We start from the raw sequence: 21,734 nt of genomic DNA, 5'->3' as shown, positions 1-21,734 counted from the left end.
CTCCTTTTTAAAATAGTATTGTTGTTCTACCATCTAAAGATTCTTGTATTTCTACATCAGGCTCTTTATCTGTAATCCAGTAATCAAAATCAGCTAGTTCAGAAAGTATAAAATGAGAGTGTTTGTTTATCTTTCCTGTTTCAGCTAACAAGACGCGAATTTTACTAGTTTTAAATGCTCTTTTTTTCATGAGAACATCTTCTTGATCCTCAAAACTAACTTGTCCGTCTGAAAGACTAGCAGCGCCAAAAAATGCTACATCAAATCTAATTCCCTCTAAAGTATTGGATTCTTCTAGTGAATAATAAAAACGATTCTGTCTATGAAATTTTCCACCGAGAATATGAAAATCGACATTTTCATTATTTCCTAAGATAAGTGCGTTATCTAATGAATGACTGAAAATAGTAACTTTTTTATCTATAATTTTTGCTAACTCAAGTATAGTGGTTGAAACATCAAAGAATATCAGTTGTGAATCAGAAATGAGTTGGGTAGCTAAATGAGCAATTTTCTCTTTTTCTTTAGAAGATTGTTCTGCTCTACCTTGAAAATCAAGAATCCTTTGCTTTTGAATTGGCAATAAACCTCCATGAGTTCTTCTTGCTAGTTTTTCCTTTGCGAGAATTGAAAAATCTCTACGGATGGTATCTTTGGAAACATGGAAATGGTCAACCATTTCTTTTGCTGACAGACTTCCTCTATCCTCTAAAAGTTTTATGATTTCTTCTAATCGTTGTTCTTGGTACATAGGAATTCCTCCTTTTTTTAATACTATACTCTTTTTATAAGCATTTGTCAATAATTGTAATGATTTGTAAGTGTTTTAAAAAATTACAAAAAAATCAACCAGCTTTGGTTGATTAAAGATTCTTTTTAGGATGGAGGTCAATGATTACTTGATGGTCTTTGAGAGCTTGTTCACCTTTTGGAGTTAGTTTATAGCCACGAATCGAAAAGCGGTTAGCTAATTCTTCTTCTGAAAAATGATCATGAAGTGCTTGATTCAATTCGGTGGCCTTCATCTTGGAGAGTCCAGTAACACCCTTCTTTTTAAGGATACTCTTTTTCATAGTAGCATTTAGATGGTAAAGCGAGTCAAAGGCGGTTTCGATAATAGCATATCCTTTTTCAACAAGCGTATCTAAATGTTTTGGGATATCAATTCCATAAGAATTACTATATTTTAAAAGAGTACATTTTCAAAAGATTTTTCTTTTGGCTTCAATTCCTAATTAATCAATGAACTTAATGCTAGGTCTCGAAAAGAATTATGCTTCCTCTTTCTGTCTGAGTTCAAAGAGGTCTTCTACTTTCAAATCAAAAACTTGAGCAATTTTAAGAGCCATTTCCAGCGAAGGATTGTAACGGTTATTTTCCAGGTGCAGAATTGTCTCGCGTCGCATGCCGATGAGGTCGGCTAACTCCTGCTGGGTCATGCCTGTGGACTCACGAATAGATTTGAGATTAGTAATAATCTTGCTTTCTTTGGCCATGCTTATCCTCTCCGTTCCAAGATAAGATAGACAACCGCAAAGATGCAAATCAAAGCAGCTATGCTAATAAAGATCTGGCCCATGTAAAGAGTGAGAGACCCCATATACCCAATAATAACTGCTAGGATCATCAGTGCGCCTAGCATAAAAACAAACATCAAGCTAGCTGCCTTGGCTAAATTAGCATAAAAGCGTTCGTCCGGAGTTTCCTTGACATTTTTCAAAGAGAAAAAACCAAATACAATCACTTCAATAACGAGGCCAATTCCCAAAATGCATTCTTTGATACCAGAACTTTCACTTGGGGTCACTGCCCAAACCCCTACTGTATAAAAAATGCTTGCTGCAAACAAAAGTATCGTGTAAAGCTTAGCAGACAAGTCAAAAATAGTCTTCCCCTTATCTTTCTGAATCTTATGAGGTCGTGGTTTCATATGTAGCCAGCCCCAAATAGCTACAATCTGACTTAACACTGAAATACCAACAATAACTAACTTGGGTCCCCAACTAAGATTAGAACCAAATAAAACAGTAAAATCAATAGAGAGAGCTACGGCAATCATTGAAATGAGGCCACGCATTTTTTGACTTTTTTTCATGATAGACTCCTTTTTTGTGTTATAAATATATCACACTTAAATTTTATGTTATAAATATATCACACTTAAATTTAGAAAGCAAGAATTTATGTGTCAATGTGGCAATTATTTGAAAAATTTTTTTAATAAATACCTCGCTAGTCAAACAACTAAAAAATTCTTTGAAGCAATGCATCGAATTTGGTTTGGATAGTTTCGTTAATAGTATTTGATGATAAAGAATTTTTGGAAAATCTAGATACTGTATGAATCTTTACTTTTTTCTTAGACAGTTATAAAGTCGATCAGAGTAAGCTTTGTAGGTGTAGAAGTTACTTTTTTCTTTCTAATTTATCCCTATTAGTCTAAAAAATTTAAAAATATTTAAACTCTGTCAAGTTTTTTTCTTGACACCATCCAGAAATCTGCTATAATAGAACATGTGCTAAATAGCTTAGCTATTTCACCGAAATAAAAAATAAAAAGAAAAGAGATATTAAAAATGGCAGTTAAAATCCGTTTGACTCGTATGGGTTCTAAGAAAAAACCTTTCTACCGTATTAACGTTGCAGATTCACGTTCACCACGTGACGGACGTTTCATCGAAACAGTTGGGACTTACAACCCACTTGTTGAAGAAAACCAAGTAACTTTGAAAGAAGACCGTATTCTTGCATGGTTGGCTGATGGAGCTCAACCTTCAGATACAGTTCGCAACATCCTTTCAAAAGAAGGTGTATTGAAGAAATTCCACGATTCTAAATTCTCAAAATAAGTTTAAAGTAGGTTGACAGATGGATACGATTGAAAATCTCATTATTGCAATTGTGAAACCTTTGATTTCACAACCAGATGCCTTAACTATCAAGATTGAAGATACACCAGAATTTTTGGAGTATCATTTGGATCTTGACCAAAGCGATGTGGGTCGTGTAATCGGTCGTAAGGGTCGCACTATTTCTGCGATAAGAACGATTGTCTACTCTGTCCCAACTGAAGACAAAAAAGTAAGAATCGTTATTGACGAAAAATAAGAAAAGCGGGACATAGTCTCGCTTTTTTTGCAAGGAGAAGGAATGAGAGATTTAACAGTTAGACAACTAGAGGAATACTTACTTGACCACTACCAACAATCTAGAACAGAAGAAGGACTTTTTATTAAGCTAGTAGAAGAAGTTGGAGAAGTTGCTGAGGTTTTAAATGGACGCTCTGGTCGAAAAGAAGGAGTTCAAGATTCAAACGAGGAATTGGCAAAAGAGTTGGCAGATATCATTCACTACACAGTTGCTATTGCAGCTATAAATAATATTGATTTAACGAAGACCATTTTTGAGAAAGACAAAAAAGCAGCTATCAAGTATCAGCATGCACAAGATTTGGAAGGATTTTTAGAAAGAAATCATCCATAGTAGCCGTTTTCTCCAACTTGAGAAAATCCCTATAACATGATAAAATAAAGGGAGAAATAGATACAGGAGATCAGATGAACTACTTTAACGTTGGGAAAATTGTCAACACTCAGGGTTTGCAAGGTGAGATGCGAGTCTTGTCAGTGACAGATTTTACTGAAGAACGCTTTAAAAAAGGGGCAGAACTCGCCTTATTTGATGATAAAGATCAATTTGTTCGAACAGTGGTCATCGCGAGCCACCGGAAGCATAAGAATTTCGATATTATCAAGTTTAAAGATATGTACCATATCAATGATATCGAAAAATACAAGGGTTATAGTCTAAAGGTTGCAGAGGAGAATCTCAATGACCTAGATGACGGTGAGTTTTACTACCACGAAATTATCGGACTAGAGGTTTATGAGGGAGATAACTTGATTGGGACTATCAAGGAAATCCTTCAACCAGGTGCCAATGATGTCTGGGTAGTTAAACGAAAGGGTAAACGTGACCTACTCTTGCCTTATATCCCACCGGTTGTGCTGAATGTGGATATTCCAAATAATCGTGTGGATGTAGAACTCTTAGAAGGGTTAGACGATGAAGATTGATATTTTAACCCTCTTTCCTGAAATGTTCTCACCCTTAGAGCATTCCATCGTTGGAAAGGCACGTGAAAAAGGACTCTTAGATATCCAATATCATAATTTTCGTGAATATGCGGAGAAGGCGCGTCATGTAGATGATGAACCCTATGGTGGTGGTCAAGGAATGTTGCTCCGAGCACAACCCATCTTTGATGCCTTCGATGCTATTGAAAAAAAGAATCCGCGCGTGATTCTCCTAGATCCAGCGGGAAAACAGTTTGACCAAGCTTATGCGGAAGATTTGGCTAAGGAGGAAGAACTCATTTTTATCTGTGGTCACTACGAAGGGTATGACGAACGAATTAAGACTCTGGTGACGGATGAGATTTCGTTAGGAGATTATGTCTTGACTGGTGGAGAACTAGCAGCAATGACTATGATTGATGCGACGGTTCGCTTGATTCCAGAAGTTATTGGAAAGGAAACTAGTCACCAAGATGATAGTTTCTCATCTGGACTCTTAGAATATCCTCAGTACACAAGACCTTATGATTTTCGTGGCATGTTAGTCCCAGATGTGCTTATGAGTGGCCACCATGAAAATATCCGTCAATGGCGTCTCTATGAGAGTCTGAAGAAAACCTATCAACGTAGACCTGATTTGCTGGAACAGTATGAATTGACAGCAGAAGAAGAAAAAATGTTAGCAGAAATAAAAGAAAATAACAATTAAAAGGAGAAACCTATGCAAGTAATTAAACGTGATGGACAAGTCGCTGATTTTGATCCAGATAAAATCTACCAAGCTATTCTTAAGGCAGCTCAAACAGTCTATGTATTGACGGACGATTTGCGCCAAAACCTAGCTCAAGTGACTAAAAAAGTTGTTTTGGACTTGGAAGAAGCAAAAGTAGAGCGTGCAACCATCAGCATGATCCAATCAATGGTTGAACACCGCTTGCTTGGAGCAGGATACATTACTATCGCAGAACACTATATCTCTTATCGTTTGCAACGTGATTTGGAAAGAAGTGGTTATGGCGACCACATCGCGGTTCACCTACATTTTGAACAAATTCGTTAATAGAAAAAGAGTGAGATGATGAACTCATCTCACTCTTTCTTAAATCTTCTTTTTTGAGCAGTTTGGATAGTAGAAGGAACAAATGTTACTCTCCGGATATCCGATACTCGAATAATACGGCTTACATTTTTGGCGAAATTTTTAACGATAATTTGTTGGCGGTCAGTATCATACTTGATAATATCGCCTGTAAAACTCGTTTCAGCAAAGATGATATGGACAGCCGTTTTTTTGACTAGTGCTTCTTCAAGTCTAGCAATGAGGGGATCGCTTTTTTCAGGAATGGAATCTTCATGACCATTCACAAAATCATGGACTTTTTGTAAAGCTTGTTTCAAGAAATCTTTCATTCCGGCCTCCCTTCTTTTATTCATTATATAAAAATTTTATGAAATCTACAAGATTTTTCGAATTATCAATTGAGAACAAAAAGGAGAAGGACATGGCAGAATTTACTTTTGAAATTGAAGAACACTTACTCACTTTATCTGAAAACGATAAAGGATGGACCAAGGAAATCAATCGTGTAAGCTTTAATGGAGCTCCAGCAAAGTTTGACATTCGTAGCTGGAGTCCTGATCACACAAAGATGGGGAAAGGAATCACACTCTCAAACGAAGAGTTCCAAGTGATGGTGGATGCCTTTAAAAATCAATAAGGGTTCATAGATACATAAATAAAAAGAGACGGGAAGTAAATCCCGGCCTCTTTTTTATTTTTGTGAAAAGTAAGGTTGGCTACTAAGTCGTTGAAGGAGTGGTCGTCCGATAAAACTGATGGCAATAATTTTTGCAAGATCAGGAATGATAAAGGGAATGACACCGACAGCGAGAGCCTTGTCAATAGGCATACCAGCAAGGAAGTGGAGGCTGAGGATACCACCGACAAAAACAAGTGAATCACCCAAGAGATTGGCTAGGAAGATACGTACAACACCACTATTTTTGTGTGTTAGATAAGATGCAAGTCCTGCATAGACTAGGTCGAACCAAAGATAACCAGCGCTTGGTCCAACTAAAACATGGAAACCAGCTCCACCGCTAGCAAAAACGGGAAGTCCAATAGCACCAAGCAAAAGATAAAGTCCTACAGAGAGAACAGCTTCCCTTGGTCTAAAAACAGTAGCAATGAGACCAATAGCAAAGTTTTGCAGAGTAAATGGAACAGGTCCAATTGGAATGCTAATTTGGGCTAATACTGCAATCAGAGCAGCTCCAATAGCAGGAATAGCATAAATGTGTGCTTTTTTCATAATAGTTAACCTCTTTTTTAATTTATAGTAACTATTATACTGGAAGAGATATAAATGTCAACCTTTTTCAAAAACAAAGGTTACAAAGTTGTAACGGCCGATTTAAACAAAAAAGAGACCAAGAGGTCTCTTTGGGGGATTAACGCATAGTCACAAACTCTTCTGAACCAGTTGGATGGATAGCGACGGTTGCATCAAAGTCAGCTTTTGTAGCTCCCATTTTGATAGCAACTGCAAAACCTTGAATCATTTCGTCAACTCCATAGCCGATACCGTGAAGTCCAACTACCTTTTCGTCTGCACCAGCTGTAACTAGCTTGAAGCGAGCTTCTTGACGGTGGCTAGTCACTGCTGAATACATAGAAGCAAATTTTGAAGTATAGACTTTGATGTTTTCTTGTCCATACTCTTTGATAGCTTCTTCCTCAGTCATACCGACAGTTCCGATAGCTGGGTGTGAAAAGACAACGGTTGGAATAGTTGTATAGTCCATTTTGGCATTTGTTTTGCCATTGAATAGTCTTTCTGAGAGAGTACGACCAGCTTTGATAGCGACAGGTGTTAGTTCTTTTTCGCCTGTAACATCTCCAAGAGCATAGATACCGTCAACGACGGTGTTTTGGTATTCATCAACTTGGATGAAACCATGTTCATTGAGGGTAACGCCTGCTTTTTCTAGATTAAGTCCTTCAACGTTTGGACGACGACCTGTAGCCCAGATGACTTGACTAGCAGTATGCATGCTACCATCTTCAAAATGAATTCGAATGCCTTCTTCGGTTTTTTCAAGTTTAGCAGGAACTTTATGAGTATGGAGTTTTAGTCCAGTATTTTCCATTTCTTGAACTAGACTCTCAATAATATAGCTATCAAATCCACGAAGTGGACGTTCACGACGGACAAATAAATCAGTCTGTACGCCAAGGGTATGGAGTACGCCAGCCAATTCGACTGCAATGTAACCAGCACCCAGAATAGCTACTGATTCAGGCAACTCTTCCCAGGCAAAGACATCATCAGAACTACCACCTAGTTCTGCGCCAGGAATGGCAGGGATTTGAGGATGTGCACCAGTCGCAATCACGATGTGCTTAGCGCGGATCAATTCGCCATTAACACTGACTGTATGAGCATCAACAAACTCGGCACGACCTTCAATTAAATCAACACCGTTACGCTTGAAACTTCCGTTGTAAGAAGAACGAGCACGATCGATGTAGGCTTCACGATTCTTACGAAGTGTTGCGTAATCAAATTTGTTATTAGTACTTGTGAAACCATAGTCAGGCCCATATTTGTGGATACTTTCCGCGATTTGTGCTCCGTACCACATAATTTTCTTAGGAACGCAGCCAATATTGACACAAGTTCCTCCTAATTTCTTTTCCTCAATAACTGCGGCTTTAGCACCATGTTCGCCAGCATGATTCATGGTAGCAATACCCCCGCTACCTCCTCCGATGGCGATAATATCATATTCTCTCATAGAAAGCTCCTTTGTTGTTTTCTAGTCATATTCTATCTTTTTTTGGGAGTCAATGCAAAAATCTGCTACGTATAAAGATTTTATGTAAGTGCTTGCAAAAATAAATTAGAAGGTGTATTATATAACTAATACAAGAATAAAATATGAATCAGCTATATTTGGATAATTAGAAACAAATTGTCCAATTTCAGGACATGTGCTATAATTTTAATATATGCAATTAAAAAGGAGTATGGATATGAAAAGAAAGTCAAAAGCCAAGAAATGGCCATTGTTTACCGCTATTGGAGTTGCCTCAGTTCTTGTAGTGGGAGCGGCTGCCGTTCTTCTATTAAGACAACCAAATCAAGCAGCTACCAAAGAGGAAACTGCAAAGATTGTTCTTGCAAAAGAGGGTTCAGTGGCTTCATCGGTTCTCTTATCAGGTACTGTGACGGCTCAGAATGAACAATATGTTTATTATGATGCAAGTAAGGGTGACTTGGATGAGGTTTTGGTTTCTGTAGGAGATAAGGTTAGCGAGGGGCAGGCACTAGTCAAGTATAGTAGTACAGAAGCCCAGGCTGCCTATGATGCTGCAAGCCGTGCTGTAGCTAAAGCTGACCGTCATATCAATGAATTAAACGATGCTCGTAATACCGCCGCAGCAACACCAAGTCTTCCTCAAGCAGGTCTAGAAGGAGCAACTGGACAAGCACCAGCTCAGTCATCCGGTTCTGCCACAGCTGCTATTGATTCTCAAATCAGCGATGCACGTGATGTGCGTGCAGATGCAGAAGCGCAACTCGAAAAAGCTCAAGCCCAGTTGAATTCTGCTACTGTATTGAGTACTGTAGAGGGAACAGTTGTTGAAGTGAATCGTAATGTTTCAAAATCTCCAACAGGAAATAGTCAAGTTTTGGTTCATATCGTAAGTAACGATAACTTGCAGGTCAAGGGAGAGCTTTCTGAGTACAATCTTGCAAACCTTTCTGTTGGCCAAGAAGTCACCTTCACATCTAAGGTTTATCCAGATAAGACATGGAATGGTAAGATTAGCTATATTTCCAATTATCCAAAAAATAACAGTGAAGCAAGCGCAAGTGTTGCGGGATCAAACTCAGGTTCTAAATATCCATATACCGTCGATGTAACAAGTGAACTCGGTGACTTGAAACAAGGCTTTACAGTTAGTGTCGAAGTGAAAAGTACTAGTAAGGCATTACTTGTTCCGATTACCAGTATCGTCATGGAAGAAGATAAAAACTATGTTTGGATCCTTGACGAAAATCAAAAGGCCAAAAAAGTTGAAGTTGGATTGGGCAATGCAGATGCAGAAAACCAAAAAATTACATCTGGTCTGACAGATGGAGCAAAAGTCATCAGTAATCCGACAGCTTCCTTGCAAGAAGGAAAAGAGGTGAAGACTGATGAAGCAACTAATTAGCCTCAAAAATATCTGCCGTAGCTATCGGAATGGCGACCAAGAACTTCAAGTACTTAAAAACATTAATCTAGAAGTTCACGAGGGAGAATTCGTAGCTATCATGGGACCATCAGGTTCTGGTAAGTCCACCCTCATGAATACCATCGGTATGTTAGATACCCCTACAAGTGGTCAGTATTTTCTAGATGGAAAAGAAGTAGCTGGTTTGGGTGAAAAACAATTAGCCAAGGTTCGAAATCAAGAAATCGGATTCGTCTTTCAACAATTCTTTCTCTTGTCCAAGATGAATGCTCTACAAAATGTAGAACTTCCATTGATTTATGCAGGAGTTGCGGCTTCTAAACGTCGTAAACTAGCAGCAGAATATCTGGAAAAGGTTGAGTTGACAGAACGTAGCCATCACTTACCTTCGGAGTTGTCAGGTGGTCAGAAGCAAAGGGTTGCCATTGCGCGTGCTCTAGTCAACAATCCTTCTATCATTCTAGCAGACGAACCGACTGGGGCACTTGATACCAAAACAGGAAATCAAATCATGCAACTCTTAGTTGAATTGAACAAAGAAGGAAAAACTATCATCATGGTTACGCATGAGCCTGAAATTGCTGCCTATGCGAAACGTCAAATCGTCATCCGTGATGGTGTCATTTCGTCTGATAGTGGCCTAGTAGAAAAGGGGGAAAACTAAGATGCAGAATCTGAAATTTGCCTTTTCATCCATTATGGCCCACAAGATGCGGTCCTTCTTGACCATGATTGGGATTATTATCGGTGTATCCTCGGTTGTCGTGATTATGGCCTTAGGTGATTCCATGTCTCGTCAGGTCAATAAAAACATGACCAAGTCCCAGAAAGATATCCATGTCTTTTTCTCACCTACAAAGAGTAAGGACGGTTCCTTTACACAAAGACAATCTGCATTGACCTTGTCTGGTGGTCAAGAAGAAGATTTTGTTGAACCACCAAAACCTCAAGAAGCTTGGGTCAAGGAAGCTGCTAAGCTCAAGGGAGTGGATAGCTATTATGTGACCAACTCAATGAATGTTACCTTGACCTATAAGGATAAAAAGGTCGAACATGCAAACATGACTGGTGGGAATGTCACCTATATGGATGCGGTTGAAAATGAAATTATTGCAGGTCGTGGACTTAGACAACAAGATTATAAAGATTTTGCAAGTGTGATCATTTTAGATGAAGAGCTTGCCAATAGCCTTTTTGGTTCTGCAAAAGAAGCCCTCAACCAAATTGTTGAAGTAAATGAAATCAGTTACCGTGTTATTGGTGTTTATGCAAGTAAAGAAGCTAAGGCTGCGAAAACATTTGGAGTCGGAGGACTACCAATTACGACCAATATTTCCTTAGCAGCTAATTTTAACACAGATGAGATTTCAAATATTGTCTTCCGTGTCAATGATACTAGCTTAACCCAGACTTTAGGACCAGAGTTAGCTAGAAGAATGACAGAGATTGCAGGTCTTCAACAAGGGGAATATCAAGTTGCAGATGCGTCTGCTGCCTTCCAAGAAATTCAACAACTCTTTGGCTTCATAACAACGATTATTAGTGCTATTGCGGGGATTTCCCTTTTTGTCGGTGGTACTGGTGTTATGAACATTATGCTTGTTTCAGTGACAGAGCGTACCCGTGAGATTGGTCTACGTAAAGCGCTAGGAGCAACACGTGGGAATATTCTGGTTCAATTTTTGATTGAATCTATGATTTTGACCATGTTAGGTGGCTTCTTCGGTCTTCTGTTCGCTGCAGGGGTGACGATGCTTGCAGGGGCTCTACTTCAAAACATGATTGCAGGTATCGAAGTAGGAGTATCTATCCCAATCGCTCTCTTTAGTTTAGCGGTATCAGCTGGTATCGGAATGATATTCGGTGTTCTACCAGCCAATAAAGCCTCTAAGCTGGATCCTATCGAAGCACTTCGCTATGAATAAGACAATCAAGATGAAAAACAAGATGGACGCTTGTCTATCTTGTTTTTTGTATGGATTTCTCTATCGAAAATCACTAAAAATGTGGTATAATGAAGTGTTAGAAAAACAGGTTTCATTAGCCTGGAAAGGAAATATTATGTCTGAAAAGAATTTTTATATTACAACACCGATTTACTATCCATCTGGTAAACTTCATATCGGTTCTGCCTACACAACTATCGCATGTGATGTCCTAGCACGTTACAAACGCCTGATGGGCTACGATGTCTTTTATCTGACTGGTCTTGATGAGCATGGCCAAAAGATTCAGCAAAAAGCGGAAGAAGCTGGTATCACACCACAAGCCTATGTTGATGGTATGGCAGTTGGAGTTAAAGAACTCTGGAAATTATTGGATATCTCATACGATAAATTTATCCGTACCACAGATAACTACCATGAAAAAGTAGTAGCGCAAGTTTTTGAACGCTTGCTTGCTCAAGATGACATCTACCTAGGTGAATACTCTGGCTGGTACTCAGTATCCGATGAGGAATTCTTTACAGAAAGCCAACTTGCGGAAGTTTTCCGTGATGAAGCTGGAAATGTGACGGGCGGTATCGCTCCATCAGGTCACGAGGTTGAATGGGTTTCAGAAGAATCTTATTTCCTTCGCCTCAGCAAATACCAAGACCGTTTGGTCGAATTTTTCAAATCACATCCCGACTTCATCACTCCTGATGGCCGTCTCAATGAAATGTTGAAAAACTTTATCGAGCCAGGTTTGGAAGATTTAGCGGTATCACGTACAACCTTTACATGGGGGGTGCCAGTTCCATCAAATCCAAAACACGTTGTCTATGTTTGGATTGATGCCCTTCTCAACTATGCGACTGCTCTTGGTTATGGTCAAGAGGATCATGCTAACTACGATAAATTCTGGAATGGAACGGTCTTCCACATGGTCGGAAAAGACATCCTTCGTTTCCACTCAATTTACTGGCCAATCCTTCTCATGATGTTGGATATGAAATTGCCTGATCGCTTGATTGCCCATGGTTGGTTTGTCATGAAAGACGGTAAAATGTCTAAGTCTAAAGGGAATGTCGTATACCCTGAAATGTTAGTAGAACGTTATGGTCTCGATCCACTTCGTTACTACCTCATGCGTAGCCTTCCAGTTGGTTCAGACGGAACCTTCACTCCAGAGGACTATGTAGGGCGTATCAACTATGAATTGGCAAATGACCTCGGAAACCTCCTCAACCGTACGGTTTCAATGATTAACAAGTATTTTGATGGTCAAATCCCTGCCTATGTAGAAGGTGTGACAGACTTTGACAATGCCCTTGCCCAAGTAGCAGAACAATCAATCGCTGACTACCACACCTATATGGAAGTAGTTGACTACCCACGTGCGCTTGAAGCAGTCTGGACTCTTATCTCACGTACTAACAAATACATCGATGAGACAGCACCTTGGGTCTTAGCTAAGGATGAAGCTCATCGTGACCAATTGGCCAGTGTTATGAGTCACTTGGCAGCCAGCCTTCGTGTCGTAGCTCACTTGATTGAGCCATTTATGATGGAAACCAGTCGTGCAGTCTTGACTCAACTTGGACTTGCAGAAGTTTCTAGTCTTGAAAACTTGAGCTTGGCTGATTTACCTGCAGGCGTAACGGTAGTTGCCAAAGGAACTCCAATCTTCCCACGTCTCGATATGGAAGAAGAAATCGCCTATATCAAGGAACAAATGGAAGGTAACAAGCCAGCTGTCGAAAAAGAATGGAATCCAGATGAAGTTGAACTCAAACTAAACAAGGATGAAATCAAGTTTGAAGACTTTGACAAGGTTGAAATCCGTGTTGCTGAAGTCAAAGAAGTTTCTAAAGTGGAAGGTTCTGACAAATTGCTTCAATTCCGCCTAGATGCTGGTGATGGTGAAGACCGTCAAATCCTTTCTGGTATTGCGAAATTCTATCCAAACGAACAAGAATTGGTCGGTAAGAAAGTACAAATCGTTGCCAACCTCAAACCACGTAAGATGATGAAAAAATATGTCAGCCAAGGGATGATCCTCTCAGCTGAACATGAAGGCAAATTAACCCTTCTCACAGTTGATCCAGCTGTACCAAACGGAAGTGTGATTGGCTAAGTTTTAAAAGGACCAGCTTGAGCTGGTTCTTTTCTTTTGTATGACGATAGTTAATAAAAGAGGCATTCTGCATTATAATGAAGAAAAACGGAGGAAGAAGCCATGAAATACATTTCATTTGGACATGAGAAAAGAGAACTATCCGAAATCGTCCTCGGCATGATGCGAATTAGTGACAAGTCGGTCAAAGAAGTGGAGGAGTTGGTTGAGACAGCCCTATCTGTCGGAATCAACGCCTTTGACTTGGCAGATATCTACGGTGGAGGTCGTTGTGAAGAATTACTGGGACAGGTTTTGAAAAATCGTCCGGACCTGCGAGAAAAGATGTGGATTCAGTCTAAGTGTGGCATTCGCATAGAAGAATTTACCTATTTTGATTTTTCAAAAGATTATATTTTAGAGTCAGTTGATGGGATTCTACAACGATTGCAGGTTGATTACCTAGATAGCTTGCTTCTCCATCGTCCAGATGCCTTGATGGAAGCTGACCAAGTGGCAGAAGCTTTTGATATTCTACAAAAATCAGGTAAAGTTCGAGACTTTGGTGTGTCTAACCAAAATCCCATGATGATGGAATTACTGAAGAGAGAAGTCAAACAGTCCTTATTGATCAATCAATTACAGCTAAGCGCAGCTTTCACACCTGGTTTTGACGCTGGTTTCCATGTCAATATGGAAGGTGACAAGGCAGCTGTGCGTGATGGTAGCGTCTTTGAATACTGCAAACTAAATGATATGGTCATTCAGGCTTGGTCAGTCTTGCAGTTTGGTTATTTCAAAGGTAATTTTGTTGGCAATGAACAATTCCAACAACTAAATCAAGTTCTAAATCGACTAGCCCTAAAATATGGAGTAAGCCCATCAGCTATTGCCATCGCTTGGGTGTTGCGTTACCCAGCTAGGATGCAAGCAGTAGTAGGAACTACAAACCCCAAACATCTATTAGAGGCAAGCAAAGCAAGTAACTTGACTCTAACACGAAAAGAATGGTATGAGATTTACCTAGCAGCAGGAAATGATTTGCCATAGAAATTAAAACGAAATCCATTCAAGAGCGAGGTTCTATCTCGCTCTTTTTGTTTTAAAAATTTATATAATTGTTTGAAAATACAAACTAATAATAGTATAATAAAATAAATATTTTTTTGAAAAGGAAGTAAATATGAAAAAAATTGTAGTAATCATATCAATTATGATATTTGCGATACTAGGTGTTAGTTTAGGTTATTACTTTTTATCTTATGTACCTTATAAAACTGCTGTCAGTAATTTTGAAAAAGCCTCTGTATCTCTAAAAGAAAAAAATAAGGATATTGAAGACTTAATATCTGAGGCTGAAGCATTAGTTGAAAAAGGCGAAGAAGCATTAGAATCAAATACCTTAGATGACTTAAAGAATTCTGTAGAAGAAACTCAAAAATCAATAAGAAAAGTACCAGAAATGGAGAAAAAAACAAAAGATATTGAAAATCAAATTAATGAAATGAATCAACCATTAAGTTATGAAGAAAATCAAAATGAATTAAAGAATAAACTGGAGAAATACAAAAATAGCGTCATTCAATTAAAACAAATTACGAATCCATCTAGTACATTTATTGAGGAAAGACTTAAAGAAGTTGATACAATTACTGGAGTACAATCTGTGACAGAAAGTAATGATCCTAATAAGCATCTAAATAAACAAGGTGGTTATACGGCATCTGTTTATTTTGTAGATAATCAAGTAACTCCTCCGGTAGAGGGTTCTGATATTATTCAAAAAGGAAATGATGCAGGCGGTAATATAGAGGTATATAAAACTAAAGAGGAAGCAGAACAGCGTAATAAATATATTAGTGCATATGATGGAACCTCTCTTCAACCTGGTTCGCATTATGTATATGGTACAGTTTTGATTCGTACTTCTTCACGACTAACAGCAAGCCAGCAAGAAGAATTAACTAAGAAAATATATCAAAAATTTATAGAAATAAAATAATCAAAAGAATTAAATTTTTAAAATATGCTTTAATCTTTTCTATTTTTACATTAACTTTTATTCAAGAGCGAGATTTTATCTCGCTCTTTTTGTTTAAAAAAATTTATATAATTGTTTGAAAATACAAACTATAAATGATAAAATGGTATAAAATAACAATATAATAAATATTTTAATAATTTAGGAGAATATAGAATGAAAAGAATAGTTTTGACTTCTGTTGTTTTTCTCTCGCTGCTGACATCAGTTGGTTGCTCGAAACATAAGGAAGAGGCGAAAGTAACTGAACCTGTAACGACTGAACAGACTACGCAGGATAATACAAAATTGTACAATGAAGCTGGTTTACTTACTTTTAGAAACGAAAAGCAACTTGAACTTGGGGAACTGGATTCCAAATCTCGTGCAACCTATGCTCATATTCAGCTGAAAGATAGTGATGAACCAAAAGAAAAGCGAGAAGCTAAATTAACCTTTGATCCAGTTGGATGGCATAACTATAAATTTTATTATGGTGATGGTACAAAGGAAGCCTGGTTAATGAATCGCGGTCATTTAGTTGGTTATCAATTTAGTGGACTTAATGATGAAGGTCGCAATCTAGTTCCTATGACAGCCTGGTTAAATACAGGTGCCTTTACTGGAACGGATGACAAAAATCAAAGTAGCATGCTTTATTATGAAAATGGTCTAGATTCATGGCTTGCAAACCATCCTAACTATTATCTAGATTATAAGGTAACAGCTGTCTATAAGGATAATGAATTGATTCCTAGACAGATTATCTTACAGTACGTTGGAATTGATCAGGATGGTAAGTTACTTGAGATTAAATTAGGTAGCAGTAAGGAAAAAATTGATAAGTATTCCGTAACCCATGTTGCCTTAGATAATGTTTCAGAAAATGCTGAAATAAATTATGCGGATGGTACTGCAAAAAATACGGTCAAATCAGCTGAAGAACGTGCTGCTGAAGTTAAAGCAGCCGAGGAAAAGGCTAAGAAAGAGGCTGAAGAAAAAGAAGCACAAGAAAAAGCTAAAAAAGAGGCTGAAGAGAAGGCTAAAGAAGAACAGAAACAGCAGGAAACTGAAGCCCCAGCACTAGCAGAAGAAGAATCACAAAGTAGTAATACAGGTGGCTACTTTAGAGATAGAAATGGAAGATGGCATCGACCAAATGGAAAGTTTGCCTCTAAAAAGGAAATCAGAGAAGCGGGTTTGCAATGGTAATCTACTAAGACTTAAGAAATCATGAAAAATAATTGTCAAAAAACCGTTGAAAAACGGTTTTTTGTTATAATAAAACAAGAGAACTATTAAGGAGAAAAATATGACATTTGAAGAAATCTTGCCGGGACTAAAGGCAAAAAAGAAGTATGTGCGTACTGGTTGGGGAGGAGCTGAAAACTATGTCCAGCTTTTCGACACCATCGAACAGAACGGTGTCGCTCTTGAAGTGACGCCTTATTTCCTCATCAACGTCTCTGGTGAAGGGGAAGGCTTTTCTATGTGGAGTCCGACTCCTTGTGATGTCCTAGCCACAGACTGGGTGGAAGTCCATGACTAAACGTGTCTTAGTTACAGGTGTTAGCTCAGGGATTGGTCTGGCTCAAGCTCGCCTCTTTCTAGAAAAGGGCTACCAGGTCTATGGAGTGGACCAGGGAGCGGATCCTCAGTTAGCAGGTGATTTTCACTTCTTACAGCGGGACTTAACTCTTGATTTGACGCCGATTTTCGACTGGTGTCCTCAAGTTGATATTCTGTGTAATACTGCAGGAATTTTGGATGACTACAAATCTTTACTGGAACAATCAGCCCAAGAAATCCAAGAGATTTTTGAAATTAACTATGTGACTCCAGTAGAGTTGACTCGCTATTATTTGACTCAAATGTTGGAATACAAGCGAGGAACCATCATCAATATGTGTTCCATTGCTTCAAGTCTGGCAGGCGGAGGTGGGCACGCCTATACCTCTTCTAAACATGCCTTAGCAGGCTTTACCAAGCAATTAGCTCTAGACTATGCTGAAGCTGGGATTCAGGTCTTTGGCATTGCTCCTGGTGCGGTTAAGACTGGTATGACAGCAGCTGACTTTGAACCAGGTGGTCTGGCAGACTGGGTAGCCAGTGAAACACCTATCAAACGCTGGATTGAGCCAGAAGAAGTGGCAGAAGTCAGCCTCTTTTTAGCAAGTGGAAAAGCAAGCGCCATGCAAGGACAAATCTTGACTATTGATGGTGGCTGGAGCTTGAAGTAGGAGAATCTAATGGAAATCAAAAATCACTTTGGGGTATACGGAGTCTGTCTTCAAGAGGGAAAATTGCTTTGCATTGAGAAAACAAGAGGACCTTATCAGCATCGTTTTGACCTACCAGGTGGTAGCCAGGAAGTAGGGGAGGGACTGACTGAAACCCTCGAGAGAGAAGTTCTGGAAGAGACGGGTTATATGCTTAGCCAGTATTCAAATCCTAGGATTTATGATGTGCTGGTTTATGAAGAAGGGCAAGACTTCGCCGTACATCATATCATGGCCTTTTATGATATCGTACTCGATTTCGAAGGCTCTCAAAAATCCCTTCCTCATGAAGTTCTTGATGGAAGTAATGATTCAGCAAATGCCATTTGGATTTCTCTTGAGCAGTTGACCGAAGAAAATGCCTCACCATTAGTATTGAAGGCGAAGGCAGAGTTACGAGGATTTCCAGAATTGGACAAGACCTCTTACATGAATTGGAAGGTAAAACATGCAAAATCAACTGGCTTTTAGTGGCGAAAGAATTGATGAAAAAGTTTATCCCCAGTTATTGAACCACGTCGGCTTGATTCGTGGGGAATACTTGTTGAGAGAGCTCAACCAAAACATCCTGTTACCAAGTTGTCAGCAATTTGTAAAAGATTATCTAGACACTATTTGCCATTTATACTCAGATGAAGAAGTCTGGTATCGCTTTTCAGAGTTAACAAATACAGAAGCAAATAGTCTAGACGGGACTAAAGAGTATTTTAATGAACGCCACCCATTATTTGGATATAGAGGGACTAGGCGTTTATTGGCATGTCCAGATGAATTTCAGGCTGAGGCATATGTCGTTACAGAAGTTTATCAAACCAATCCCAATCTGTCTGTTATTTTTCCTTTTGTGAATGATGCTGAACAGTTAAAACAAGCTATTAGAGTATTGCGCCAGCATGATTTTACTGGAAAAGTTGGAACAATGATTGAATTGCCTTCAGCTTATTTTGACTTGGACAGGATACTGGAAATGGGTATTTCAAAGATTGTAGTGGGAATGAATGATTTGACTTCTTTTGTTTTTGCCACTGTGAGAAATAGTCAATGGCATGATATGGAAAGTCCCATTATGTTAGAAATGCTGAGACAGATGCAAGATAAAGCAAGGACGAAAAAGATAGATTTCGCCGTAGCAGGATATCTGAATGCTTCTTTCATACAAAAAATGAATCAAATGGATATCAAATGTATTATCCATTACAGTTCTATTCCAGAGATTTTTAATTTAGATATTGACTATCCAGATCATCTCAAACGTGTAAAAGAAGAAAGTAAAAAAATACAAAGGAGCAACCTATGACAGCTCAAGAAATGTGGAATGCCTACAAGCAAATCAATCCCTCTATCGGAGATGAGATAGATGCCTGGGCTTTTGGTGTGGACCCAGACCTTTTAGCGGATCTGGTGTTTACAGGAGAAAAAACAGCAACAGCCTCAGCTCATGATCTATACGCAATAGAGAACGAACCCCTTCCACAAGAAGGGACCTTCGATGTCATTTTAGACAGCCAAGATCAGGCTGTTTGCATCGTTGAAATTACAAAGGTTTCCATTCAGCCTTTCCATCAAGTGTCAGCCGACCATGCCTACAAGGAAGGTGAGGGTGATAAATCTCTGGCCTATTGGCGCCAAGTTCATGAGGAGGTTTTCACCGAGTGGATGAGCGAGGCCGGACTGACTTTTACACCTGATAGCAAGGTGGTTTTAGAAGAATTTCGAAAGGTCTACCCTATATAAAAAGGATCGCAGGAAGAAAGTTTTGGAAATCATCGTCCAAAGCTTTTTTCTGACTTTAAATGATAAAACGAGTAAACAAAAAGCGGACAATTATGTCCGCTTTTTTGAATCTAACAAGTAAAGTTATTGGATAAAGTTTTCAAAGATAGTTATCTCTAAAATCCCTATTCTTATCACTTCTACATTGGTTGATTATTTTTTACGATAATGTAAAATAGTTCCTACAGCAACGATAAGCATTGCAACACCAGCAACAGAAACAATTAGACCATTACGCTCACCAGTATTTGGAAGTCCTGGTTCGTCTCCAGTTGTTGAATCAGTTGTAGCTTCTCCAGGAGTAGTTGATGATGTTGAACCATTTGAACCTGGAGTTGTTGAATCATTTGAGCCTGGAGTTGTACTTGGAGTTGTTGTTGAAGTAGTCGTTGGCTCTGTACCTGGGTAATATGGCATTGTTGTTTGTGGCGTTGTTGTAGACTCAGTAGTCGTTGGCTCTTCTGGAGTCGTAGTCGTTGTTGAAGTTGTAGGCTCAGGAGTTGTAGTAGTTGTAGAGCTTGATTCTTCTTCACTACTGTTTTGACTAGTTGGCTCTTCTGGAGTCGTAGTGGTTGTTGAAGTTGTAGACTCAGGAGTCGTAGTGGTTGTAGTTGAAGGCTCTTGAGTCGTAGTAGTTGAAGTTGTAGACTCAGGAGTCGTAGTGGTTGTAGTTGAAGGCTCTTGAGTCGTAGTAGTTGAAGTTGTAGACTCAGGAGTCGTAGTTGTTGTAGACGTTGTAGACTCAGGAGTTGTAGTCGTTGTAGACGTTGTAGACTCAGGAGTTGTAGTCGTTGTAGACGTTGTAGACTCAGGAGTTGTAGTCGTTGTAGACGTTGTAGACTCAGGAGTCGTAGTTGTTGTAGACGTTGTAGACTCAGGAGTTGTAGTCGTTGTAGACGTTGTAGACTCAGGAGTCGTAGTTGTAGTAGATGTAGTCGTAGACTCTGTAGTTGTTGTAGTAGATGTAGTCGTAGACTCTGTAGTTGTTGTAGTAGATGTAGTCGTAGACTCTGTAGTTGTTGTAGTAGATGTCGTAGTCGTTGTTGTAGTTGTTACATCACTATTGAAGACTTGCGCATCTGCTGAAGCTGCTTTGTTAACCCAAGTGTTTTCTTTGGATACAGAAGTTTTGTGCTGATCACTTGTTAGAGAAGCAACGTTTGTTACGCTCTTGATTTGATCAGCATGTTGTAGAAGTGTTTGGTATGATAGTGTAATTTCGTCAGTAGATTCAACTTTAAATTTGTCGCTGATCTTAGTCAAATCAAGTTTAAATCCACGGGCTGTCCACTCAATGTATGGTTCTAATCCAAGACCTGACATTGGTTTTCCATCAACTACAAAAGTTTTTCCATTAACTTTTAAGTCAAATGATGCAGGCAAGTAGTATCCACCTTTGAAGTATTGAGAAACATCTTGTCCTTTAGCTGATGTTAGACGGCTAAAGTCAAGCGCTGGTAGATTTGGCATTTGGTCAGTAAATACGATTCCTGATGCTGGTGCTTTTTTATCAACTGCGCTATTGACTGAGATATGCCAGTATAAGAAACCATCTTTAGCTGGATCTGTTACTGTGAGAGTGTCTCTCCAGTCTGGAATTCCCAGAGGTCCCCAGATTTTTTGAGCATGCTGGAGTGTTGTATGGTCAATTCCACCTGAGTTGTACTTCTTGATTGGAAGTAATACTGGAACTGGTCCAGTTCCAGAACGTTTTACGATTACAGACTCTGAACCAACTTTAAGAGTTCGGTCCTGGTCTTTACCAGTTGTGTTTTCTTTGTCCCATTTATACCAGAAAGATACATTACCTGAAGCTCCTTTATTTCCTCCTTTAACGAAGGTAATAGTAAGAGTCTTACCATCTTCTGATACTTGTCCTGTTGCAATCTCTTCGCCACTAGCATTTTTCATTGAGCTAAAGACTTTTGACGCAAAACTAACATCTTCTGGCATGGAAATTTTGAATGTATCTCCAACTTCCACACCTCCATCAATTTCCCAGTGATAAGAAATCTTATCCCCTTCAGCTTGAAGCTGAGAAATCTTCACTTGGCTGGTTAATTCTTTTGCTTGCGTTCTATATGCACCGATAGAAATTAGAAGTGCAAGGGCCGCAAACGCAGAAAAAACAGCAAAAAATAATTTTTTCATTGGTCCTCCTTATTATTTAATATACCAAACAAAGTAATTCTAGCATTAACATGTGAAATAGTCAATAAATTTGATGTAAATTTAGGTGTTTTTTGACTATTTTTGACAGTTTCTAAAAAAGCTCTAAAAATCTAGAAGATGAAAGTGTTTCG

27 protein-coding genes are annotated in these 21,734 nt (G+C 38.9%); 19 read left to right on the top strand and 8 right to left on the bottom strand.

What is annotated here, in order from left to right; genetic code table 11:
• Nucleotides 1-7 precede the first annotated feature (7 nt).
• From GOM46_RS05545 to GOM46_RS05530, 4 genes are all read right to left on the bottom strand, one after another.
• Nucleotides 8-751 carry a DeoR/GlpR family DNA-binding transcription regulator gene (locus GOM46_RS05545; protein WP_235083317.1) on the bottom strand — a complete coding sequence of 248 codons (744 nt, stop codon included), beginning with the start codon at nucleotides 749-751 and terminating at the stop codon, nucleotides 8-10.
• Between the two features lie 112 nt (nucleotides 752-863).
• Complete coding sequence (locus GOM46_RS05540) at nucleotides 864-1,073, bottom strand: hypothetical protein (RefSeq protein WP_004253056.1); 210 nt, start codon at nucleotides 1,071-1,073, stop codon at nucleotides 864-866.
• A 198-nt stretch (nucleotides 1,074-1,271) separates the two neighbouring features.
• Complete coding sequence (locus tag GOM46_RS05535) at nucleotides 1,272-1,496, bottom strand: helix-turn-helix transcriptional regulator (protein WP_049509150.1); 225 nt, start codon at nucleotides 1,494-1,496, stop codon at nucleotides 1,272-1,274.
• Nucleotides 1,497-1,498: 2 nt separating this feature from the next.
• Nucleotides 1,499-2,095 carry a hypothetical protein gene (locus GOM46_RS05530; RefSeq protein WP_006151237.1) on the bottom strand — a complete coding sequence of 199 codons (597 nt, stop codon included), beginning with the start codon at nucleotides 2,093-2,095 and terminating at the stop codon, nucleotides 1,499-1,501.
• 481 nt (nucleotides 2,096-2,576) lie between these two features.
• On the opposite strand from GOM46_RS05530, the gene rpsP reads away from it, so the two are divergent.
• The 6 genes from rpsP to GOM46_RS05500 all read left to right on the top strand — a co-directional run bounded on the left by rpsP (nucleotide 2,577) and on the right by GOM46_RS05500 (nucleotide 5,136).
• Entirely contained in the window at nucleotides 2,577-2,849 is a 273-nt protein-coding gene (gene rpsP / locus GOM46_RS05525; RefSeq protein ID WP_004253064.1) for a 30S ribosomal protein S16, read from the top strand.
• Nucleotides 2,850-2,868: 19 nt separating this feature from the next.
• A complete protein-coding gene (gene kphA / locus GOM46_RS05520; protein WP_000379617.1) occupies nucleotides 2,869-3,108 on the top strand; it encodes an RNA-binding protein KphA in 240 nt (79 codons plus the stop codon).
• 42 nt (nucleotides 3,109-3,150) lie between these two features.
• On the top strand, nucleotides 3,151-3,483 hold the full coding sequence (locus GOM46_RS05515) for a MazG nucleotide pyrophosphohydrolase domain-containing protein (protein WP_006151253.1): 333 nt from the start codon (nucleotides 3,151-3,153) through the stop codon (nucleotides 3,481-3,483).
• Nucleotides 3,484-3,557: 74 nt separating this feature from the next.
• On the top strand, nucleotides 3,558-4,076 hold the full coding sequence (rimM, locus tag GOM46_RS05510; protein WP_006151226.1) for a ribosome maturation factor RimM: 519 nt from the start codon (nucleotides 3,558-3,560) through the stop codon (nucleotides 4,074-4,076).
• Nucleotides 4,066-4,785 (top strand): tRNA (guanosine(37)-N1)-methyltransferase TrmD, encoded by a 720-nt coding sequence (trmD, locus tag GOM46_RS05505; RefSeq protein ID WP_006151240.1) that lies wholly within the window; start codon nucleotides 4,066-4,068, stop codon nucleotides 4,783-4,785. The genes rimM and trmD overlap by 11 nt, the downstream gene beginning before the upstream one ends.
• A 12-nt stretch (nucleotides 4,786-4,797) precedes the next feature.
• Entirely contained in the window at nucleotides 4,798-5,136 is a 339-nt protein-coding gene (locus GOM46_RS05500) for an ATP cone domain-containing protein (protein ID WP_004253071.1), read from the top strand.
• Between the two features lie 29 nt (nucleotides 5,137-5,165).
• Here the strand turns inward: GOM46_RS05500 and GOM46_RS05495 are convergent, their stop codons facing one another.
• A complete protein-coding gene (locus tag GOM46_RS05495; protein WP_006151231.1) occupies nucleotides 5,166-5,486 on the bottom strand; it encodes a hypothetical protein in 321 nt (106 codons plus the stop codon).
• Nucleotides 5,487-5,578: 92 nt separating this feature from the next.
• On the opposite strand from GOM46_RS05495, the gene GOM46_RS05490 reads away from it, so the two are divergent.
• A complete protein-coding gene (locus tag GOM46_RS05490) occupies nucleotides 5,579-5,794 on the top strand; it encodes a YdbC family protein (protein ID WP_006151239.1) in 216 nt (71 codons plus the stop codon).
• 54 nt (nucleotides 5,795-5,848) lie between these two features.
• Here the strand turns inward: GOM46_RS05490 and GOM46_RS05485 are convergent, their stop codons facing one another.
• Together GOM46_RS05485 and gor are read right to left on the bottom strand one after the other, a co-directional pair.
• On the bottom strand, nucleotides 5,849-6,388 hold the full coding sequence (locus tag GOM46_RS05485; protein ID WP_006151207.1) for a biotin transporter BioY: 540 nt from the start codon (nucleotides 6,386-6,388) through the stop codon (nucleotides 5,849-5,851).
• Between the two features lie 139 nt (nucleotides 6,389-6,527).
• A complete protein-coding gene (gene gor, locus GOM46_RS05480; RefSeq protein ID WP_235083316.1) occupies nucleotides 6,528-7,874 on the bottom strand; it encodes a glutathione-disulfide reductase in 1,347 nt (448 codons plus the stop codon).
• Nucleotides 7,875-8,112: 238 nt separating this feature from the next.
• On the opposite strand from gor, the gene GOM46_RS05475 reads away from it, so the two are divergent.
• From GOM46_RS05475 to GOM46_RS05420, 12 genes are all read left to right on the top strand, one after another.
• Nucleotides 8,113-9,300: an efflux RND transporter periplasmic adaptor subunit gene (locus tag GOM46_RS05475; RefSeq protein WP_006151273.1), complete on the top strand. Its 1,188-nt coding sequence runs from the start codon at nucleotides 8,113-8,115 to the stop codon at nucleotides 9,298-9,300.
• Complete coding sequence (locus GOM46_RS05470) at nucleotides 9,284-9,985, top strand: ABC transporter ATP-binding protein (RefSeq protein WP_006151258.1); 702 nt, start codon at nucleotides 9,284-9,286, stop codon at nucleotides 9,983-9,985. The genes GOM46_RS05475 and GOM46_RS05470 overlap by 17 nt, the downstream gene beginning before the upstream one ends.
• 1 nt (nucleotide 9,986) lies before the next feature.
• Nucleotides 9,987-11,246, top strand: coding sequence for an ABC transporter permease (locus GOM46_RS05465; RefSeq protein ID WP_235083315.1), 1,260 nt, complete (start codon nucleotides 9,987-9,989; stop codon nucleotides 11,244-11,246).
• A 136-nt stretch (nucleotides 11,247-11,382) separates the two neighbouring features.
• Nucleotides 11,383-13,380 (top strand): methionine--tRNA ligase, encoded by a 1,998-nt coding sequence (metG, locus tag GOM46_RS05460; protein WP_006151279.1) that lies wholly within the window; start codon nucleotides 11,383-11,385, stop codon nucleotides 13,378-13,380.
• A 102-nt stretch (nucleotides 13,381-13,482) separates the two neighbouring features.
• Nucleotides 13,483-14,409: an aldo/keto reductase gene (locus tag GOM46_RS05455; protein WP_006151227.1), complete on the top strand. Its 927-nt coding sequence runs from the start codon at nucleotides 13,483-13,485 to the stop codon at nucleotides 14,407-14,409.
• A gap of 133 nt (nucleotides 14,410-14,542) precedes the next feature.
• Complete coding sequence (locus tag GOM46_RS05450) at nucleotides 14,543-15,361, top strand: hypothetical protein (RefSeq protein WP_006151205.1); 819 nt, start codon at nucleotides 14,543-14,545, stop codon at nucleotides 15,359-15,361.
• Between the two features lie 195 nt (nucleotides 15,362-15,556).
• Nucleotides 15,557-16,591 carry a DNA/RNA non-specific endonuclease gene (locus GOM46_RS05445; protein ID WP_006151278.1) on the top strand — a complete coding sequence of 345 codons (1,035 nt, stop codon included), beginning with the start codon at nucleotides 15,557-15,559 and terminating at the stop codon, nucleotides 16,589-16,591.
• 100 nt (nucleotides 16,592-16,691) lie between these two features.
• The gene (locus GOM46_RS05440) at nucleotides 16,692-16,928 is read left to right on the top strand and encodes a DUF2829 domain-containing protein (RefSeq protein WP_000141913.1); all 237 of its coding nucleotides are present in this window, start codon (nucleotides 16,692-16,694) and stop codon (nucleotides 16,926-16,928) included.
• The gene (locus GOM46_RS05435) at nucleotides 16,921-17,619 is read left to right on the top strand and encodes a 3-oxoacyl-ACP reductase (protein WP_006151199.1); all 699 of its coding nucleotides are present in this window, start codon (nucleotides 16,921-16,923) and stop codon (nucleotides 17,617-17,619) included. The genes GOM46_RS05440 and GOM46_RS05435 overlap by 8 nt, the downstream gene beginning before the upstream one ends.
• 9 nt (nucleotides 17,620-17,628) lie before the next feature.
• A complete protein-coding gene (locus GOM46_RS05430; protein ID WP_006151283.1) occupies nucleotides 17,629-18,129 on the top strand; it encodes an NUDIX hydrolase in 501 nt (166 codons plus the stop codon).
• Nucleotides 18,107-18,955, top strand: coding sequence for a putative PEP-binding protein (locus GOM46_RS05425; RefSeq protein ID WP_006151212.1), 849 nt, complete (start codon nucleotides 18,107-18,109; stop codon nucleotides 18,953-18,955). Before GOM46_RS05430 ends, GOM46_RS05425 begins: the two co-directional genes overlap by 23 nt.
• Nucleotides 18,952-19,392: an ASCH domain-containing protein gene (locus GOM46_RS05420; protein ID WP_006151244.1), complete on the top strand. Its 441-nt coding sequence runs from the start codon at nucleotides 18,952-18,954 to the stop codon at nucleotides 19,390-19,392. Before GOM46_RS05425 ends, GOM46_RS05420 begins: the two co-directional genes overlap by 4 nt.
• Before the next feature lie 192 nt (nucleotides 19,393-19,584).
• Here the strand turns inward: GOM46_RS05420 and GOM46_RS05415 are convergent, their stop codons facing one another.
• A complete protein-coding gene (locus GOM46_RS05415; protein WP_006151232.1) occupies nucleotides 19,585-21,582 on the bottom strand; it encodes an LPXTG cell wall anchor domain-containing protein in 1,998 nt (665 codons plus the stop codon).
• Between the last annotated feature and the right edge of the window lie 152 nt (nucleotides 21,583-21,734).

Source organism: Streptococcus infantis (assembly GCF_021497965.1).
Lineage (GTDB): Bacteria > Bacillota > Bacilli > Lactobacillales > Streptococcaceae > Streptococcus > Streptococcus infantis_B.
Note: the sequence above shows the minus strand (reverse complement) of the source record. Positions and strands in the feature narration are given on the sequence as shown.

What these genes read in the sequence shown, in the direction of transcription:
- GOM46_RS05430 (WP_006151283.1), top strand. Translation starts at nt 17,629, where the DNA reads ATGGAAATCAAAAATCACTTTGGGGTATACGGAGTCTGTCTTCAAGAG.
- GOM46_RS05545 (WP_235083317.1), bottom strand. Translation starts at nt 751, where the DNA reads ATGTACCAAGAACAACGATTAGAAGAAATCATAAAACTTTTAGAGGAT.
- GOM46_RS05500 (WP_004253071.1), top strand. Translation starts at nt 4,798, where the DNA reads ATGCAAGTAATTAAACGTGATGGACAAGTCGCTGATTTTGATCCAGAT.
- metG (WP_006151279.1), top strand. Translation starts at nt 11,383, where the DNA reads ATGTCTGAAAAGAATTTTTATATTACAACACCGATTTACTATCCATCT.
- GOM46_RS05485 (WP_006151207.1), bottom strand. Translation starts at nt 6,388, where the DNA reads ATGAAAAAAGCACACATTTATGCTATTCCTGCTATTGGAGCTGCTCTG.
- gor (WP_235083316.1), bottom strand. Translation starts at nt 7,874, where the DNA reads ATGAGAGAATATGATATTATCGCCATCGGAGGAGGTAGCGGGGGTATT.
- GOM46_RS05465 (WP_235083315.1), top strand. Translation starts at nt 9,987, where the DNA reads ATGCAGAATCTGAAATTTGCCTTTTCATCCATTATGGCCCACAAGATG.
- GOM46_RS05450 (WP_006151205.1), top strand. Translation starts at nt 14,543, where the DNA reads ATGAAAAAAATTGTAGTAATCATATCAATTATGATATTTGCGATACTA.
- GOM46_RS05440 (WP_000141913.1), top strand. Translation starts at nt 16,692, where the DNA reads ATGACATTTGAAGAAATCTTGCCGGGACTAAAGGCAAAAAAGAAGTAT.
- GOM46_RS05515 (WP_006151253.1), top strand. Translation starts at nt 3,151, where the DNA reads ATGAGAGATTTAACAGTTAGACAACTAGAGGAATACTTACTTGACCAC.
- rpsP (WP_004253064.1), top strand. Translation starts at nt 2,577, where the DNA reads ATGGCAGTTAAAATCCGTTTGACTCGTATGGGTTCTAAGAAAAAACCT.
- GOM46_RS05540 (WP_004253056.1), bottom strand. Translation starts at nt 1,073, where the DNA reads ATGAAAAAGAGTATCCTTAAAAAGAAGGGTGTTACTGGACTCTCCAAG.
- GOM46_RS05530 (WP_006151237.1), bottom strand. Translation starts at nt 2,095, where the DNA reads ATGAAAAAAAGTCAAAAAATGCGTGGCCTCATTTCAATGATTGCCGTA.
- GOM46_RS05415 (WP_006151232.1), bottom strand. Translation starts at nt 21,582, where the DNA reads ATGAAAAAATTATTTTTTGCTGTTTTTTCTGCGTTTGCGGCCCTTGCA.
- GOM46_RS05455 (WP_006151227.1), top strand. Translation starts at nt 13,483, where the DNA reads ATGAAATACATTTCATTTGGACATGAGAAAAGAGAACTATCCGAAATC.
- GOM46_RS05535 (WP_049509150.1), bottom strand. Translation starts at nt 1,496, where the DNA reads ATGGCCAAAGAAAGCAAGATTATTACTAATCTCAAATCTATTCGTGAG.
- GOM46_RS05435 (WP_006151199.1), top strand. Translation starts at nt 16,921, where the DNA reads ATGACTAAACGTGTCTTAGTTACAGGTGTTAGCTCAGGGATTGGTCTG.
- kphA (WP_000379617.1), top strand. Translation starts at nt 2,869, where the DNA reads ATGGATACGATTGAAAATCTCATTATTGCAATTGTGAAACCTTTGATT.
- GOM46_RS05420 (WP_006151244.1), top strand. Translation starts at nt 18,952, where the DNA reads ATGACAGCTCAAGAAATGTGGAATGCCTACAAGCAAATCAATCCCTCT.
- GOM46_RS05475 (WP_006151273.1), top strand. Translation starts at nt 8,113, where the DNA reads ATGAAAAGAAAGTCAAAAGCCAAGAAATGGCCATTGTTTACCGCTATT.
- rimM (WP_006151226.1), top strand. Translation starts at nt 3,558, where the DNA reads ATGAACTACTTTAACGTTGGGAAAATTGTCAACACTCAGGGTTTGCAA.
- GOM46_RS05445 (WP_006151278.1), top strand. Translation starts at nt 15,557, where the DNA reads ATGAAAAGAATAGTTTTGACTTCTGTTGTTTTTCTCTCGCTGCTGACA.
- GOM46_RS05495 (WP_006151231.1), bottom strand. Translation starts at nt 5,486, where the DNA reads ATGAAAGATTTCTTGAAACAAGCTTTACAAAAAGTCCATGATTTTGTG.
- GOM46_RS05425 (WP_006151212.1), top strand. Translation starts at nt 18,107, where the DNA reads ATGCAAAATCAACTGGCTTTTAGTGGCGAAAGAATTGATGAAAAAGTT.
- trmD (WP_006151240.1), top strand. Translation starts at nt 4,066, where the DNA reads ATGAAGATTGATATTTTAACCCTCTTTCCTGAAATGTTCTCACCCTTA.
- GOM46_RS05470 (WP_006151258.1), top strand. Translation starts at nt 9,284, where the DNA reads ATGAAGCAACTAATTAGCCTCAAAAATATCTGCCGTAGCTATCGGAAT.
- GOM46_RS05490 (WP_006151239.1), top strand. Translation starts at nt 5,579, where the DNA reads ATGGCAGAATTTACTTTTGAAATTGAAGAACACTTACTCACTTTATCT.